At 72.0% G+C, this 15,776-nt stretch carries 9 protein-coding genes; 6 read left to right on the top strand and 3 right to left on the bottom strand.

What is annotated here, in order from left to right:
* Positions 1-201 precede the first annotated feature (201 nt).
* From ACH34T_RS38950 to ACH34T_RS38935, 4 genes are read left to right on the top strand one after another with little or no spacing between them, the layout of a single operon-like run.
* Positions 202-2,562, top strand: coding sequence for a serine/threonine-protein kinase (locus ACH34T_RS38950; RefSeq protein ID WP_396026013.1), 2,361 nt, complete (start codon positions 202-204; stop codon positions 2,560-2,562).
* Complete coding sequence (locus ACH34T_RS38945; protein ID WP_396026012.1) at positions 2,559-4,130, top strand: hypothetical protein; 1,572 nt, start codon at positions 2,559-2,561, stop codon at positions 4,128-4,130. The genes ACH34T_RS38950 and ACH34T_RS38945 overlap by 4 nt, the downstream gene beginning before the upstream one ends.
* Positions 4,127-6,232, top strand: coding sequence for an AAA family ATPase (locus ACH34T_RS38940; RefSeq protein ID WP_396026011.1), 2,106 nt, complete (start codon positions 4,127-4,129; stop codon positions 6,230-6,232). The genes ACH34T_RS38945 and ACH34T_RS38940 overlap by 4 nt, the downstream gene beginning before the upstream one ends.
* Positions 6,233-6,245: 13 nt before the next feature.
* Entirely contained in the window at positions 6,246-6,920 is a 675-nt protein-coding gene (locus tag ACH34T_RS38935) for an FHA domain-containing protein (protein WP_396026010.1), read from the top strand.
* Here the strand turns inward: ACH34T_RS38935 and ACH34T_RS38930 are convergent.
* Entirely contained in the window at positions 6,886-10,785 is a 3,900-nt protein-coding gene (locus ACH34T_RS38930; protein ID WP_396026009.1) for a CHAT domain-containing protein, read from the bottom strand. The two genes, ACH34T_RS38935 and ACH34T_RS38930, sit on opposite strands and share 35 nt — an antisense overlap.
* Before the next feature lie 227 nt (positions 10,786-11,012).
* Between ACH34T_RS38930 and ACH34T_RS38925 the strand changes: the two genes are divergently transcribed.
* Positions 11,013-12,236, top strand: coding sequence for a hypothetical protein (locus tag ACH34T_RS38925; protein ID WP_396026008.1), 1,224 nt, complete (start codon positions 11,013-11,015; stop codon positions 12,234-12,236).
* Between the two features lie 199 nt (positions 12,237-12,435).
* Here ACH34T_RS38925 and ACH34T_RS38920 read toward each other — a convergent pair whose 3' ends face one another.
* Together ACH34T_RS38920 and ACH34T_RS38915 are read right to left on the bottom strand one after the other, a co-directional pair.
* Positions 12,436-13,422: a hypothetical protein gene (locus ACH34T_RS38920; protein ID WP_396026007.1), complete on the bottom strand. Its 987-nt coding sequence runs from the start codon at positions 13,420-13,422 to the stop codon at positions 12,436-12,438.
* A 4-nt stretch (positions 13,423-13,426) separates the two neighbouring features.
* Positions 13,427-14,284 (bottom strand): hypothetical protein, encoded by an 858-nt coding sequence (locus ACH34T_RS38915; RefSeq protein ID WP_396026006.1) that lies wholly within the window; start codon positions 14,282-14,284, stop codon positions 13,427-13,429.
* 710 nt (positions 14,285-14,994) lie between these two features.
* Here ACH34T_RS38915 and ACH34T_RS38910 point away from each other — a divergent pair.
* Positions 14,995-15,774 carry a hypothetical protein gene (locus ACH34T_RS38910; RefSeq protein WP_396026005.1) on the top strand — a complete coding sequence of 260 codons (780 nt, stop codon included), beginning with the start codon at positions 14,995-14,997 and terminating at the stop codon, positions 15,772-15,774.
* Positions 15,775-15,776: the final 2 nt, after the last annotated feature.

Below are 15,776 nucleotides of genomic sequence, written 5' to 3'. Positions count from 1 at the left end.
CCGTCCCGACTTTTGGATCGCATCATGTACGCTCCCACAAAAGGCGCTTTGGCGACAACTTTTCGACCGGGTGACGACCAATTCCAAACGCTTATGGAGAAGCTTGGAACGGGGTCATTCCATTTCTGCACGGCATTGTTGAGAATGCCTTGTGCGGTCGCCGCCGAAGCCTTAGAGAGCAGACGAGGGGAATGAGGCCGGATGAGCACGGAACCACCGGATCCGGGACCGCCGGATCCACCGGATCCACCGGATCCACCGGAGACCGAACTCGGGCCGGGGCGCACCGGCCGCGCGGCGGGCGCGGCCGGGCCGCCCGCCACCGAGCCGGGCCCGGCCCCCCGCGCGGGTCGTGCGGCGGCGCGCGAGAGCGGTACCGGCGACCTCCCCGCCGGGCTCGCCGCCCGCTTCGAGATCGACGGGACGCTGCCCGGGGGAGTTTCGGGGCAGGCGCGGCTCTACGTCGTCCGCGAAGGCGGCGGCCCCCGGCAGGTGCTCAAGGTCTACAACGACGGCTGCGTCCCCGACGAGAAGGTCCAGCGGACGCTCGCCGGCCGCCGGATCGCGCCGGAGCTCGTGTTCATCGCCGAGGCGGGCGAGCAGGACGGCCGGTCCTACGAGCTGATGGAGTACGTGCCCGGCGGTGACCTGAGCACCCTGCGCGACGGTACGCGCGAAGGCCCCGACGGCGCGCCCCCCGTCGGCACGTTCCGGGAGATCGTCCGCCAGCTCACGACCGCGATCCGGCTCCTGCACGAGCGGGGGATCGTCCACCGCGACGTCAAGCCGGGCAACGTGCTGCTGCGCTCGGCGCCGGGTGAGGAGGTCCGGCTCGCGCTGACCGACTTCGGGATCAGCCGGTGGCGGGACCAGACCGAGATCCTCCGGACCACGTCCTGGACCACCGCCTACGCCTCGCCCGAGACCCTCATGGGCAGGCCGACGGAGCGCTCGGACTGGTGGTCGCTCGGCGTGATGGTCTACGAGCTGGCGACCGGGGAGCTGCCGTTCGGCCTGAACGAGCCCGACGTGGTCCGGAACCAGATCGCGGCCGGCCGCGCGGTCGACTACGACCGGATCGCCGATCCGGCGGTGCGGCTGCTCTGCCGGGGGCTGCGCCTGGCCGACCCCGAGGACCGGTGGGACCACGTCCAGGTCGAACGGTGGCTGGACGGCGAGTCGCCCGAGGTCGTCGAGCCGGCTCCCGCCGCCGAGGAGCCCGCCGCCAGGCCGCTGCACTTCTACGAGGAGAAGGCGTATTCGCCGCGCGAGCTGGCCGAGATCCTGGAGGCCCGCTGGGAGACCGCGGCGCAACGCTACTTCGAGCCCGCGATCGGCACCGCCTGGGAAGAGCTGAAAGATTGGCTTGAGCAGTTCCCCGGCACCGACCGGCATCACGCTTCCGACAAGAAGAAGCTGTATCGCGCGGTCGAGGCGTCGTCCGGTAAGCGGGAACCCTCACATGTGCTGCTGCTGCGGCTGCTCCATTGGCTCGAACCCGAGCGCAAACCGCTTTACCGGCGCTGGTCGATCACCCCGGAAGAGCTCGGGGCGCTCGCCCACGAGGCCCTTTCGAAGGAGGGCCGGGCGGGTGACGCCCGGGAGGTCATCGGCGATCTGCGGCGGCATGGCCTGCTGCCGCTGCTGGCCTCCACGGAGGGGAATTCTGCGCTCGGCGACATCGACCGGAGATGGACCGGGCTCCGCCGCCGCTGGGACAAGATCCCGCGCGTGCTGATCAGGGAGAACATCGACCACGTGCGGTCCGGCGATCCGGCCGTCGGGGCCTACCTGCTCTGGTTCGCCACGGGCGACGGCCAGTGCCGGACGTGGCTGGAGCGGCAGGTCGCCCACGTCCGCGAGTCCCTCGTCGCCGAGGTCCCGTGGTTCACCGAGCTGGCCGCCTCCGACGACGAGATCGACCTTTTGCGTGCGGTGATTCTGGAGCCGCGCGCGATCACCGCGGCGCGGGACGCGGTGGCGGAGGCCGCCAGGGACGCGGCCCGGCTGGCGCGGCACCACGCGCGGAGCGACAAGGAGCGCTGGCACCGCGACCAGCAGCGGCTCCTCGCGGCGGGCTGGGCGGCGGCGGGCTGCGCCGTCGTCCTGATCGCCTGGTACGCGGTGATCAGCCTCAGCGACGCGCTGCCCTTCGCCGCGGCCGGGACGATCATCCTGGCCTGGCAGTACGCGCTGCTGTCCTGCCTGGTCGTGGCCGCGGGCGAGCTGTCGCTGGCGCTGATCATGGGCGGGAACTACTACGTGTACCGGAGCTACGCCCTGTTCGGCTCCCTCGTCCAGCACGGGAACGTGCTGCTGCGCCCGTTCCGCCACAGCGGCTGGGGCGCCCTGCCCTACGTCATCGGCATCGCCGCGGTCCTGGTCGCCTCGACCACGTACGCGCCGTACCTGCTGCCGCTGCTCGGCGGTCTCGCGCACCTCTACTGGACGGCGCACCGGCACACGCGGTGGCACAGGCATTCGACCTCGTTCCGGGCTCCGCGGAGCGACGGAACACCCCACCCATCGTCGACGACGAACCCGTCGAGGAGGCAGGCATGAGCGGCGCGGAATTCGCTCTCGGGACGCTGCCCATATCGGTCATCCCCCAGTCGGCGACCGTCCCGCCGGTTGACCTGATGCAGGTCGACTTCGGGTCGTCGGCCAGCGCGGTGCACGCCCTCGGGCACACGCTCGGCGATCAGGCGGCGCACGGGGTGGCGGCGGGCGCGGAACAGGTCCTGGCGGTGGGCGCCACCTGCCTCGGGGTCGCCGCGCTGGCCGTCCTCGCCACCTACGCGACCGTCAAGGGCACCGAAGCGCTCGCCCGGGGGCTGGCCACGCTGGACCGTGAGCTTGAGCAGCGCGAGAAATGCCATGCCAGGGCCTGCGACGCGGCGGCGCTCTGGGAGCACGCGGTGGACCAGGTCGTCGATCTGAACGCGCGAACGGCCGCGCTTCGCGGCACGATCCGCCGGGAGTTCGGCGACGATCCCGACCTGCCGAAACCGCCGCCGATGGAGATCGGCGCCAAATCGCTCCAGGAGGTCTACGACGAGTGCGCGCTGCGCCGGGCGGAGCTGGAGCGGGCCCAGGCCGCGGTGGACGCGAAACTCGCCGAGGTCACGGCCGCGCGCCTGGCGGCATCGCTGCCGAGCCTGGAACCCGCCCTCGTCCCGGCGGCGCGGCGGATCGCGGCGCGGCGGGCCGAGCATTCCGACCGGCGGGCCGAGCGTTCCGACCGGCGGGCCGAGCGTTCCGACCGGCGGGCCGAGCGTTCCGACCGGCGGGCCGCCCGGCACGCTGGGCCGGACGCGGGCGGCGGGAACGCCGAGCGGGAGATCCAGGCCAAGATCGATGAGCAGCTCGACCGGCTCGGCGCGGGAGTCACGGCCGCCGAGCACGAACGGCTGATGAAGTCGGCGGCCAGGGCGCTCGCCGCGGGCTCGGCGCGGGCGGCGCGCCCGCACCTCGACATGCTCGGCTGGGCGGTCGACCGGTTCGTCGAGCGCGCCGGGAAGCGCGCCGGCCAGGCGGTGACCGCCGCCCGGCTGCTGGAGGGCATCGACTTCCTCGGCCGGCAGGACGAGCTGGGCGAGCGGGACCGCGAGGTCGTCGCCGCGCTCCAGGACGTGGTCGACGGGTCAGGCGAACTGCACGACCTCCTCTTGAGCGACGCCGAGGACCTGCGTGACCGGGCCATCGGCCTCGCGCGGCGGCTGCACCAGACCGAACGGCTCACCGCCCTGCTCACCGAGCTCGGCTACGACGTGTCGGAGGGGTTCGGCACCGCGCGGGAGCCGGGACGGACGCTGAACCTGGTCCGGCCGGACTGGCCCGACCACCGCGTCAACCTGATGGTCGGCGATCGCGGGGCGGGCGGCGTGGTCGTCCGGAACCGGCCGGTCGCCGGCGACGACGCCGCCCGGCAGGACCGCGAGCGCTGCGAGACCTGGACCGCCGACTTCCGGCGGATCGCCGACCGGCTGCGCGGCGAGGGCGTCGAGATCGAATCGCTGCGCGTCTCGGCCGCCGATCCCGTCCAGTACGCCGAGGCGGAGACGGCCGGCGACGACACCACCGCGGCCGAGGCCGCACCCCGGGCCAGGACGAGGGAGCAGGACCGTTGACGAACACCGAACGGCTCGCCGGCTGGCCGACGTTCAGCAGGGAACTCGAAGGCACGCTCGCCGTGCACTCGCAGTACATCCTGCATGGCAACATCCGGGATCTGTACCTGATCCCGCCTGACGACCCGTCCGGGGCGAAGGGCCGGGGGACGCGGCTGGAATCCGTCGCCACGGTGCTGTGGGAGGGGCTGCGCCGGTCCGGATACCAGTGCCTGCTGAGGTTCGACATGGTGGACGGGCTCAGCGTCCACTCGAAGGATCAGGAGGACGCCGCCCGGCGGCTGCTCGGGGACAAGGGAGCGCTGGACTCGAAGCCGTCTCTGGACAAACTCCGGACACATCTGAGCTCCGTGGTCAATCCCACGGCAGAGCCGCCTGACGGATCGTCGCCGGGCGGGGCGTCCCCGGGTGGATCGTCGCCGGGCGGGGCGGCGCGTGCCGTTCCGGCGCCCGCCGCTCCTCCGCGCGCCGCCGTGCTGATCGACTACGCGTCCCGGATTTCGCGCACGCCGGGCAGCCTCGACCAGTCCGAACGGGATTTCTTCCTGTTCTGCCAGAAGCTCGCCAACACCGCCCAGCCCCATCCGGCGGCCGCGGGGGACCGTACGTACGCGCTGTTCAATCCCGTCATCTGGCTGGTCGACAGCGAGCGCGACCTGCCGTCCTGGCTGGCGGCCGGGACGGAGCGCATCCGCACGATCGGGCTGGCCCTGCCGGGTCTGGACGAGCGCCACACCGCGGCGCGCCTGCTCGCCGCACGGTTCGGCGTGCGGTTCGGCGCGCGGGAGCCGGATCTGCGGTCGGCGGAGGAACGGCTGATCGACCGGTTCGTCCAGGAGACGGACGGGATGACGCTGCACGCGATGCACGAGTGCTGCCACCTCGCCCACGATCGGTCGATGGGGTTCAACGGCCTGCCCGACGCCGTACGCGTTTACAAACTGGGCGTTGCCGACAATCCCTGGGCGAGCGTCCGCCTGCGCGAACGCATCAACGCCGGCACCGAACCCGAGCCGGAGGAGGAAACGAGGCCGAGGGAGGAAACGGGGCCGGACGGCCGACCGCGGTCGAATTCGCTACGCCTGCGCAAGGAGGGCGTGGACGAAGGCGGCGGCGGCCTGTCCCTGCACCGGCGGGTGAAGGGGCAGAAGGCCGCGGTCACCAAGACGCTCGACATCCTGATGCGTGCGGCGCTCGGGCTGTCCGGCTCGCAGGCGACGAGCACCGGGACCCGTCCGCGCGGCGTGCTCTTCTTCGCCGGGCCAACCGGCGTCGGCAAGACCGAGCTGGCCAAGGCGGTCTCGGAGCTGCTCTTCGGCGACACCGAGTCCTACCTGCGGTTCGACATGAGCGAGTTCTCCGCCGCGCACGCCGCGGACCGGCTGATCGGCGCGCCGCCCGGCTATGTCGGCTTCGAGGCGGGCGGCGAGCTGACCAGCGCGATCCGGCGGCGGCCGTTCCGGGTGGTGCTCTTCGACGAGATCGAGAAGGCGCACTCCTCGATCCTGGACAAGTTCCTGCAGATCCTGGAGGACGGGCGGCTGACCGACGGTCAGGGGATCACGACGTACTTCTCCGAGTGCGTGCTGATCTTCACCTCGAACCTGGGAGTCGTCGACACCGATCCGCGCTCCCAGGAGAAGACCGTCAAGGTCCGGGCGGACGGGGGGATGTCCTACGACAAGCTCAAGGAGACGATCCTCGAAGGGATCAAGCAGGAGTTCACGATCAAGCTCGGCCGTCCCGAACTCCTCAACCGGTTCGGTGACAACATCGTCGTCTTCGATTTCATCTCGCTGGCGACGGCGGACCGGATCTTCGACACCCAGCTCGCCAACATCGTCCGGCGGGTGAGCGCGGAGCAGCGGGTCGGCGTCCATATCGACGGGGAGATCCGGGAGCTGCTGCGCGCCGCGTGCACGGCCGACCGGGACAACGGCGGCCGCGGCATCGGCAACGCGCTGGAGTCCAAGCTGATCAACCCGCTGGCCCGCGAGCTGTTCCGCCTCGCGCCCGAGCCGGGAACGGCGGTGCGGATCACCGCCGTCGATCTGGACGTCGAGCCCGTCACCCTGACGCTGGGCGAGGCGACCGGGACGTGAGGCGGCGAGCCCGATGAGCCGGTGGGTCTGCACCTTCGACCGGGCGCTCGTCTACGAGGGCGACGACGGGGAGGGCCGGTTCTGCCCCGCCCACGGGACGCCCTTGACCGAGGAGAGCGAACAGGCGCCCGAGCCGACCCCGCCTCCCGAGCCCCCGGCCGAGCGTCCGGCCGAGCGTCCGGCCGAGCCCGTGGCCGAGCCTGCGGCCGAGCGTCCGGCCGGGCCTGCGGCCGAGCGTCCGGCTGAGCGCCTGGATGAGCCCGCGGAGGTCGAGCCGCGGGCCTGCCTCTACTGCGACACGCCGGTCCCGCATGCGAGTAACACCCGGTGCCTGACCTGCCATCGGCCGCTCGACGGACCGGCCGTCCTCGTTCTGCGGTTCGCCGGCGGCGAGACGGTGGAGGTCGAGCGCGACGGCACCGTACTGCTGGGCCGCGCCCTCGCGTCCCCCGCCGAGAAGGCGCTGCGCGACTCCGGGAGAGTGAGCCGCGAGCACGCCACGGCCGGGGTCGACGGTGAAGGACGAGCCTGGGTCCGGGACGAGAGGTCACTGAACGGGACCTTCGTCAACGGCGAAGAGGTCACCCCGGGAGTGCCCCGGCCGTTGCGCGATGGCGACAAGGTTCGCCTGGGCGACCGCGAGACCGTCGCCGTCAGGCTGGCGCCACCATCGGCCCCTGATGGGTGAACGCCGCCCAGGACGCGAGGTCGTCGAGGACGTGCCGGTGGTCCTCCAGTCGCTCCCGCAGCGCGACGGGCATTCCGGCCGGGACCTTCCGCTCCGGGTCGAGCATCCACCGCTGCGCGGCTCGGAGCGCGTCCACGGGAGCGAGCCCGCCGGTGACCAGGCGATCGTGGAAGACGAACATCATCAGCGCCGTCGCGGCGCTCGGCACCCACCAGCGGGAGCCGACCACGTGGCGGGCGCCCCCGGCCCGGAAGGCGGTGCACAGCGTCAGCGCCTCGTCGTAGACCCGGCTCGTCACGTCGCTCACGCACGCGCTGAGGACGACCAGCTCGCAGACCAGCGCGAACCGCCGCCGCCCCAACTGCGCCAGGATGTCGGCGACCGGGAGCGTGCCGCGCCGGCCGTCGCCGCGTCCCGAAAGGATGAGGGCCGAGCGGGACGGCGGGTCGGATGACAGCGCGTGCGAGGCGCAGTGGAACAGCCGGGGCGCCTTGCCCGGATCGGTGAGCGCGGTCAGGACGGTCTCGGGAGTGGCATGGCCGTCCGTCCGCCGGACCGGCATCCCGTAGACGGCGCCGTCGGCGTAGAAGCGGTCGCGCAACGCCGCGGCCTCGATCCCGGCGGTGATGAGACGGGGGCTGCCGTCCGGGTTCCCGACGAGTACCGGGGCCCCTTCGGCGCGGACGCGATCGGGTCGCGCACCGTCCAGGAGTTGCCGCCCGGACGCCGCATACGACAGGACCATGTATTCCAGCGCGTACCGGTAACGGCCGCGCCCCTTCGCCCCCGCCACCGGATGGCGCGCGGCGTGCCAGGCCACCATGCCGAGCACCCCGCACGGCACCAACACGACACGCGGCTCCACACCCCCGTCCGCCGCCTCCACACGGGCCGCCTCCACACGGGCCGCCTCCGCGTCCGCCGATTCCGCGTCCGCCGACTTCGCGCGGGCCGACTCCGCGCCGGCTGCGAGGACCTGTTCCATGAGCTGGGGCCAGGCCCAGTCACAGACGCCTTCCAGTGCGCTCCGCCAGCGAGTGACCGTCTCGTCGTCGGGCGCATCGTCCAGCGTCTCGGAGGCGGCTCTGCTGTCGTGCAGTGCCGCGTAGCGCCACAGCGGACGCATGTTGGCTTCGGCCAAGGCCGGGAGCGGAAGGGCGGTAAGTGTGCCGCCGCTGCCGATGACGATCGCCCACCCTCGCTCCTCGCCGTGCAGCAGGTACACCAGCGCGTCGGCGCCGGTCTTGGCCAGACCCTCCGCCAGTGCGGCGGCGTCCGGCGGGACGCGCCATTCCTCGGGCTCCTGCGCGGCCAGCGTACGCAGCGCGCGTCTGCGCAGGTCAACGGGAAGTTCGCCGCCCACGAAACCTGCGACCAGCCGTGCCGCGGTCGCGGTCTCCCGCGCCGCGCCTCGCCAGGCGTCGCCGAGGTCGGCGCCACCGCCCTGCGCGCGCCACCGTTCGGCGAGGTCGGCCGCCTCCTGGGTGCCGGCGACGGCGAGCAGGTCCGGCACGTCCGCCCCCACGGTGGCGCTGTGCAGGACGAGCGCGCGGCCGAGTTCCAGCGCTTCGACCGCACGTTCCGGACGGCCGTCGTCCAGTGCCCACAGCGCGATGCGACGCGCCTGGTCGGCGCCCGATCGCGCGGCGAGCAGACCGTGCTCCGCGCCGATCTGGAGCCGCACCTGGTCGGCGACGGCGCGCAGCCCGTCCAGCCCCGCCTCGACGGCGCGTTCACCGTGGCCGCGCAGGCGCAGCGCCTCCGCCAGCCCGAACAGGACGTCGGGCGCGGCCGCGTTCCCCGGCTCGTCGCCGATCAGGTGGGCGGCCGCGGTGAAGTCGGCGATCGCGGCGTCGAGATCGTCCGGTCGTCCGGCACCGGCATGATGGCGCGCCATCCGCGCGACGCCGAGGGCCCACCGCAGGTGAGCGCGCTGGCCGTGCAGGAAGACCGCTCCGTGCGCGGCGTCCTCCAGCCGCGGGACCGCGCCGTCGATCGCCTCGGCGTCGGAGTCGAGCATGCCCTGCGCGAGCGCGGCGATGGCGGACACCGCGCGCATGCCGGGATGGGACGTACGGTCCGTGGTGAGGCCGGCCGCGGCGTCGGCTCCGTAGCCGAGGCCGAGGGACAGCTCCACGGTGTCCTCGCGGAGCAGGCCATGCCCGGCGTGGGCGAGCGCCAGCCCGCCGACGAACCGGTGCCGCATCGGGAAGCCGTCCGGGACCGCGTCGAGGATCTCGTGCAGGGTGGCGGCGGCGGTGGCCAGCGCGTCCTCGTCCCGGCTGTTCCAACCGTGCACCGCGCGCGAGATAGCGGCCATCCCGCGCAGGAACAGCAGGTCGTCCGTGACGCTCCGGCCCCCGGTCCCCGCCGCCTTGGCGTCGTCCGCCCGGGACCGGAGTTCACGCTCGCTCCGATCCAGCAGGACGTGCGCCGCCTCGGCGTGCTGAAACGTGCCGTGCGCCAGGTGCCGGTCACTGAGCACCGCGCCGAAGGTGCCCGCCACGACCGGCGTCAGCTCGTCGTCGTCGGGCAGCAGGAGCATCGCGCGGGACAGGTGGGCGGAACCGGCCCGCAGGTCTTCCTCCGCGTCCGCGTCCGGGGTCGTGTCGCCGCCGGGACGTCCGCACACCGATTTGAGAATCAACGCCATGCCGTAGAGGAAGTGGTCGCGTCCGAGGGCGACCCGCGCCTCCCTGTCATCGGCATCGGCCCCGGCGGTGGACGCTCGCGTCTGCCGGTCGAGGATCTCCCTGGCGGTCGCCACCACCCGGGCGACCTCGGACTCGACGCGCTCCGCGTCTTCAGATCCGCGAGCGGGATCAGCGGCCACCGCGCTGAGCAACGCGCCGCCGAAGAGCTTCCGGGTGTTGTCGTACAGCGGATGGTCTTCGTCCATCCCGTCGAGTGCCTGGGCGAACCAGGCGAGCCCGGCCTCCGCCCCCTCGAACGAGCCGAGTTCGCTGAGGCCCAGCTCGCGCTGGAGTACGCCGCGCAGCGCATGTCCCTCGGGGAGTTCGTCGAGTTGCCGCCGGGCCTCGTCGAGCGCCTCGGCGGCTTCGTCGAGGCGTTCACCGTTCCGGGCGTGCTCGATGATGGTCCACAGCCGGACGACGGCGAATTCCGCTTTCCCGGGGGTCGCGGCCGATGTGGACTGGAGCGCCTGCGTCATCAGTTCAATGATCTTGAGCGGGTTCTGCTGCCCGGGCCGCACGAGCATCATCAGCGATCGCAGCATCGCCGCCAGCGCACGTATGTCGGACGGCCACAGCTCGCATTCGGCGGCGCGCCCGAGATGGGCGGCCGCCTCGTCGACCTCGTCCACCGAAACGGCCTGGCCGCCGCCCAGGAAGCCCGTCACCATTTCGAGCATGGCGTTGAAATCGGGGGTCTGGTCCGGCTGCGCCGCGCGCAGCCCCGGCGGCATGAGGCGGAGCACCAGCAGGATCCCGAGGAGGAGCCCGGCGAGCTCGCGATCCCACCGGTCGGCGCCCGGCTGCTCCATCACCTTCCGGAGTGCGCCGATCGCCGTCTCGCGGTCGTCGACGGGACCGTAGAAGGCCACGAACCGCACGGTCAGCAGGGCGCCGAGGCGCACCAGGGTCAGCTCCTCGCGGTGCGCGCCCGCGGCGATCAGCGCGGCGATCGACTCGTCGAGTGCATCGGACGCGAGCGGAGCGCGCGCGGACGGGTCCGGTGTACGCGGCTCTTCTTGGTCGGTGGGATGGGGGCGCAGATAAAGGTCCGCGAGCAGGATGCCCAGTTCCGCGTTCAGTTCCTCCCGTTTGCGACGGTGCCCGGGCGGCAGTGCCGCTATCTCGGCGCGCAGCCACGCGATACGGCGCTCGACATCCTGGTCGTCCATTCCGGTCACCCTCGATCGATCCGCCGTCTGGCCCGAAAAAGTCCGGCAAGGCTCACTATTGTGGATTATGGCCGGTCGACCCGCTCGCGGCGATGCATTCTTTCATCTTTAGAAATAGCTGGAATGGACGTCCGTAGACCTGTTTCTGGCGAAAGTATTCCCAGTCAAGGGATCGGTGTTGCACACTGAACGCGATGCCCGCCGGCACGACAGAGGACAATTCCACGATGGAACCGCAAGGTTTGGAACTCCTGCACGGCGACGCCCCCGACCCGCTGGTCGGCGAACCGGACGAACCCATGACCCTGAACGGGGTCACCCTGCTGCTTCTCCGCGGTGCGGCGGTCTGCAACGCCGCCCGCACCGCCTACCAGCCGTCCGAACTCCGGCCGTGGGAGCTGACGGCGGCCCGGTTCGTCGACCTGACCGCCCGGATCATGGTGCTGGGCAGCACCGTCGGCGCGCGGGGCGGAGCCGGGGCCGGGGCCGGGGCCGGGGCCGGGGAGGTGCCGGTCCCCGTCCGGTTACAGCCGGGCGGAAGGCGTCTCCGGGAGATCGGACACTGGTGCGCCGCCACCGTCAACGCGATCCCGAGCGCGTGGCGCGTCCACCAGGAACGTACCCGCGCCCAGGTGCTGGCCGGGCTGAGCACGCGCCGGGCGCGGCCGAGCGCGGAGGTCCTCAGCGCGGCGAGAGCCCTGGCCGGACGTCGCGACGCCTGGACGGCGCCGCCGGAAAGCCTGCGCGACCAGCAGGTCCGCAGGCGCTTCCAGTCGATGGCCCCGGAGGCGCCGGCGGCGGGAGTGGAGGAGGCGCTCGTCCTCGGCGCGCGGGCGATCGCCACGACGTCGCGCGTCGCGGCCCGCGCCTACGCCGACGAGCTGATCTCCGTCGTCCGCGACGTCAACGAGGAAACGGCCCGGCGGCAGGCCGAGCGGCTGACGGCCGCCCGCTACCTCCTGGCGCTCGGCGCGACGCCCCTCGAACAGTACGCGCACGGCCGGGACCTGATCGCGCGGCTCGGCCAGGTGCTCGCCGGGGAGACGCGGCTGACCGGCGATCTTCACGACGCCTGCGAGCGGCTGTGCGGCATCCTGGAGGCGGACGTCTGCGCCGACCGCCTCTCCGAGCTCCTGCACCGGTCACTGACCGAGCACGGCTTCACCGTCCGGATCGACCGGGAGAGCGCCGCACCGGCGATCCTCTTCTCAGCGTTCGAAAAGGGCACCGCAGCCAGATGCGGCAGCCTCGTCATCGACGACGGAATGGTCGTGACCGCGCCGCCGCGCTCGCAACGGCGCCTCTCGGCGTCCGCCGCGTCCGCCGCATTCCACGAAGCCGTCGACCATTTCCGGCGGCAGCTCGGCATGGCGGTGTCGTCGACCCTCCGCCCGCGCCCGCTGACCCACCCCACCCTCCGCGCCGACCCCCCACCGCTATACGGCCCGTGAGACCGCCCGCACGGCCGCGAGACCGCCCGCACGGCCGCGAGACCGCTGGCACGGCCGTGAGACCGCTGGCACGGACGGCGAGACCGCTGGCACGGCCGTGAGACTACTTGCTCGGACGGCGCGACCGCTGGCACGGGTCGCGAGACCACTTGCACGGGTCGTGAGACCGCTGGCCCCGACCGTAAGATCCGGCGTTCGTTCAGGCGATGCCGCCTAGCTCTCGGACGAGGTCGCGGGCCTCTCGAACCTGGCGGCTGCCCCTCGGGTAGTAGCGTCTGCGCAGGTCGAGGGCTTTGCGGGCGTGGGTGAGCGCCTCGGTCGGCTCGTCCCGGGTGAGGGCGCGGGCGAGCAGGAACTCGGGCCAGCCGGGGTCCATGCCGGGCCGCCGGGGGATCGTCCGGACCTCGCGGAGCTCGGCGGCGGCCTCGGCGGTCCGTCCCAGCACCAGCAGCGCCTGGGCGTGCACGAGCCGGGCGTTGAGCGTCGACTTGTCGGAGCCCCCGTACCGTCGGCGGCGTGCGCCGAGCAGCGCCCCCGCGATGTCGAGGGCCTCCCGCGCGTGCCGCTCGCGTGTCTCCTCGTCGGGCGCCCGTTCGGCGGCGCGCACCTTCGTCTGCGCGAGGATGATCTGCGCCCGCCACGTGAAGGGGTGGCCCGCGCCGTGCCGGTCGACACGGCTCAGGGTCTCCTCCTCAAGGATCCGCAGCGCGTCGTCCACATCGTCGGGACGCCCGCGTTCGCGCAGGGCCAGCGCGAGGTTGGTGCGGGCGATGCCGGTGCGGGGGTCGTCGCGCCCGAGGTGCTCGACGCGCCGGTTCCACTCGTCCTGGTACATGAGGACGCCCAGTTCCTCGTCACCGGGTTCGCCCCGGCGGCGGACGTACTGGGCGTGCATCGACCTGATGCTCATCAGCGTCGGGTCGTCCTCGGGAAGGAGCGCGGCGGCCCGGCGCTCCAGCCGGCCCCAGGCCACGGCGGAGTCGGCGAAGGCCCTGGCCCAGCTCAGCAGCGCCTGGACGTCGCACTCGACGCTGAGCCGCACGGAATCGCCGATCTCCCGGTTCCGGACGGTCTGCTCCGCGAGCTCCACCAGCCGCGCGCAGTCACCCGTCTCCGCCGCGTAGGCGAGCACGGTGCGCACCTCGGCCAGCAACCTGATCTCCGTCTCGCTCTTGGTGGCGACCATGGGCTCAGGCTCCCCTCTCCCGGTCCGTCAGCCGTTTGAGTTCCAGCAGCATCGGCTCCAGCCGGCCGGTCACCTTGCCGCGGACCTCGTCGTCCATCCGGTCGGCCAGATGGGACAGATCCTTGACCCCCGACTGCACCCTGGCGAGCAGGTCGTCCACGTACCAGTGGCGCTCGAAGCCGAGGTTCATAAGGTCGTCGTACAGCGTGTCGAGCACCATGTCGGGCTCGGTCCCGAGCGGCCCGGCCGCGAGCTCGACCGCGCGGGCCAGCAACGACGCGGCCGCCGCGTGCGGCACCTGCCCGTTCACGATCACGCACAGGTCCTCGACCGCGCTCAGCGGGGCGGCGAAGGCCCCGGCGGACGCGAGCCGGGGGTTCTCCGCCGCCCACACCACCAGCGTGCCGATCAGGGTCGTGGCGGCCTGGTGGCGGTCGTCCGGGGAGATCGCGGCCAGCCCGTTCAGCCAGCCTTCCCGGTGCGGCCAGTGGCTCCAGACCTTGGTCTCGGCGATCAGGCAGCCGAGGCTGTAGCCCTCGGTGGGCAGGAAGCCCTCCATCTCCGTGCCGGAGACGACCGCGAGCAGCGACGGGTGCGTCTGCTTCTTCTTCCCCATCAGGTTGTAGAGCGTGGACGACGAGGACGCGCCCGCCGCCTCGACCACCGCCAGGCGGGCGTCCTCACCGCTGAAGTCGGTTCCGCGTCTCCAGGCGTCGAGGCATCGGCACAAGGCGTTGTAGTAGTCGATACGGCGCCGGTGCGCCCTCGGCGGCTTGTTCTCTTTGATCGGCTTGAGCCCGCGGACCTTCATGTGCCACTCCGAAACGCAGGTGGAGTGCAGGGTGGCTGCCAATGTGCTCATCATGTGCCTCGTTCTTGTTCCAAGATGTTGCTCGCTTCTTCAACGCACCGGTGGGACGCGGAGTTCACGTTCCGGACGCACATTGTGGACGCATTCAGGGCCCGTCGGCGTACCAGAACGTCAAGTCGGTTCTTCACTGTCATTGATCTTGAGTTATAAGCGCGCGGCCGGCGGCGCATTCTCGACCTGCACGCCCCGTACGAATCACGACTCGGGAGGTTGAAAATGCGCTACGGCGTCAACGGCCCAGGCGGGCCGCCCGGTGAGGGCGAGGAGCCCCGGGCCGGGTACCGGAACTGAACGAGCTCCGCATGGCGGCCGGGCATCGGCCGCCATGCGGATCCGGCCCGCAATTCGTACGGGCCCAAACCGGACGAGTGGACACGCCGGCGCCTCGTCCCCCCGGATCCCGCGAGATCCCTACATCCAGAACTATTACGGAAGATCACACGTTTTGTCTGCCCTTATGGGCGAGATCGTCAAACAGAATGTGGTTCCATGCCCGTACTCCCTACCGTATGGCCTGTCCTTACCAGCACAGCTGGTCAGGTCGGCCTATCTCCGGCGGTCACCCGGCGGCCGCCTGGTCGCGATCCGGTGCGAATCCGGTGCCTCGGTGGGCGTACTTCTGTCAAGTTTTTGTCAGTTCACCGAATTCTGCCCGATATTCGGTATTTCCCCGCCCGGCCGCGCCATGGACGATCGGGGTCATGCACAACGACACGGAGTCGGGCCGGCACGGCCTCCACCGGATAAGAAACGACCTCCGGAAGGGCAGGAATCTGGAGTCCTACGTGGTGGCGCTCGCCTCGCTGATCTTCGCGGTGCTGTCCCCGCTCGGCGACCTGCTGCCCCCCGAACTGCTCTGGTCGGTGCTCTCTGCCGGGGTCGGCCTGCTGGTGTACCGCCTCACCGTGCCGGACGCCGCGCCGGTCCCCTCGCCCTTGGGCGGACGGAGCGCGGTGACGGACCCCGCCTTCCGGGAACGGCTCGGCCGGGCGCGCGAGGTGTGGCTGCTCGCGCCGTCCGGCAAGAACTTCATGTGCACCGCCAACCGGGACGTCCTCCGGGAGAACGTGCTCCGGCGCAGGGGCGGGGTCGTGCGCGTCGTCGTCCTCGACCCGTCCAGGACCGCGGCGGTGGAGGCCGCGCACCGGCAGCTGACCGGCGACTACGCCTGCCAGCCGTTCCATCAGATACTCGCCGGCGCGGTGGCGGGGCTGCGCCGGATGTCGCAGGCCGGCACGGCGGGGGAGTTCGAGTTCCGGCTGCTGGACCACAACCTCGGGTTCAGCATGGTGGCGCTCGACCCGTCCGCCCCCGACGGGGTACTCATCGTAGAACTGCAGGGCTACCACAACGAGTCGAGCTCGGCCCGGATGCATCTGCGGCTCACCCGGTCCATGGACGAGAAGTGGTACGAGTACTGGATCGACCAGTTCGAACAGGTATGGCGCGGCGCACGGCCGCATGCGGCCGATCCGGGCTGAGG

It is taken from the genome of Actinomadura sp. 9N215 (assembly GCF_044326345.1).
Taxonomy (GTDB): domain Bacteria; phylum Actinomycetota; class Actinomycetes; order Streptosporangiales; family Streptosporangiaceae; genus Spirillospora.
Note: the sequence above shows the minus strand (reverse complement) of the source record. Positions and strands in the feature narration are given on the sequence as shown.

What these genes read in the sequence shown, in the direction of transcription:
- ACH34T_RS38950 (WP_396026013.1), top strand. Translation starts at nt 202, where the DNA reads ATGAGCACGGAACCACCGGATCCGGGACCGCCGGATCCACCGGATCCA.
- ACH34T_RS38945 (WP_396026012.1), top strand. Translation starts at nt 2,559, where the DNA reads ATGAGCGGCGCGGAATTCGCTCTCGGGACGCTGCCCATATCGGTCATC.
- ACH34T_RS38935 (WP_396026010.1), top strand. Translation starts at nt 6,246, where the DNA reads ATGAGCCGGTGGGTCTGCACCTTCGACCGGGCGCTCGTCTACGAGGGC.
- ACH34T_RS38930 (WP_396026009.1), bottom strand. Translation starts at nt 10,785, where the DNA reads ATGGACGACCAGGATGTCGAGCGCCGTATCGCGTGGCTGCGCGCCGAG.
- ACH34T_RS38925 (WP_396026008.1), top strand. Translation starts at nt 11,013, where the DNA reads ATGGAACCGCAAGGTTTGGAACTCCTGCACGGCGACGCCCCCGACCCG.
- ACH34T_RS38920 (WP_396026007.1), bottom strand. Translation starts at nt 13,422, where the DNA reads ATGGTCGCCACCAAGAGCGAGACGGAGATCAGGTTGCTGGCCGAGGTG.
- ACH34T_RS38915 (WP_396026006.1), bottom strand. Translation starts at nt 14,284, where the DNA reads ATGAGCACATTGGCAGCCACCCTGCACTCCACCTGCGTTTCGGAGTGG.
- ACH34T_RS38910 (WP_396026005.1), top strand. Translation starts at nt 14,995, where the DNA reads ATGCACAACGACACGGAGTCGGGCCGGCACGGCCTCCACCGGATAAGA.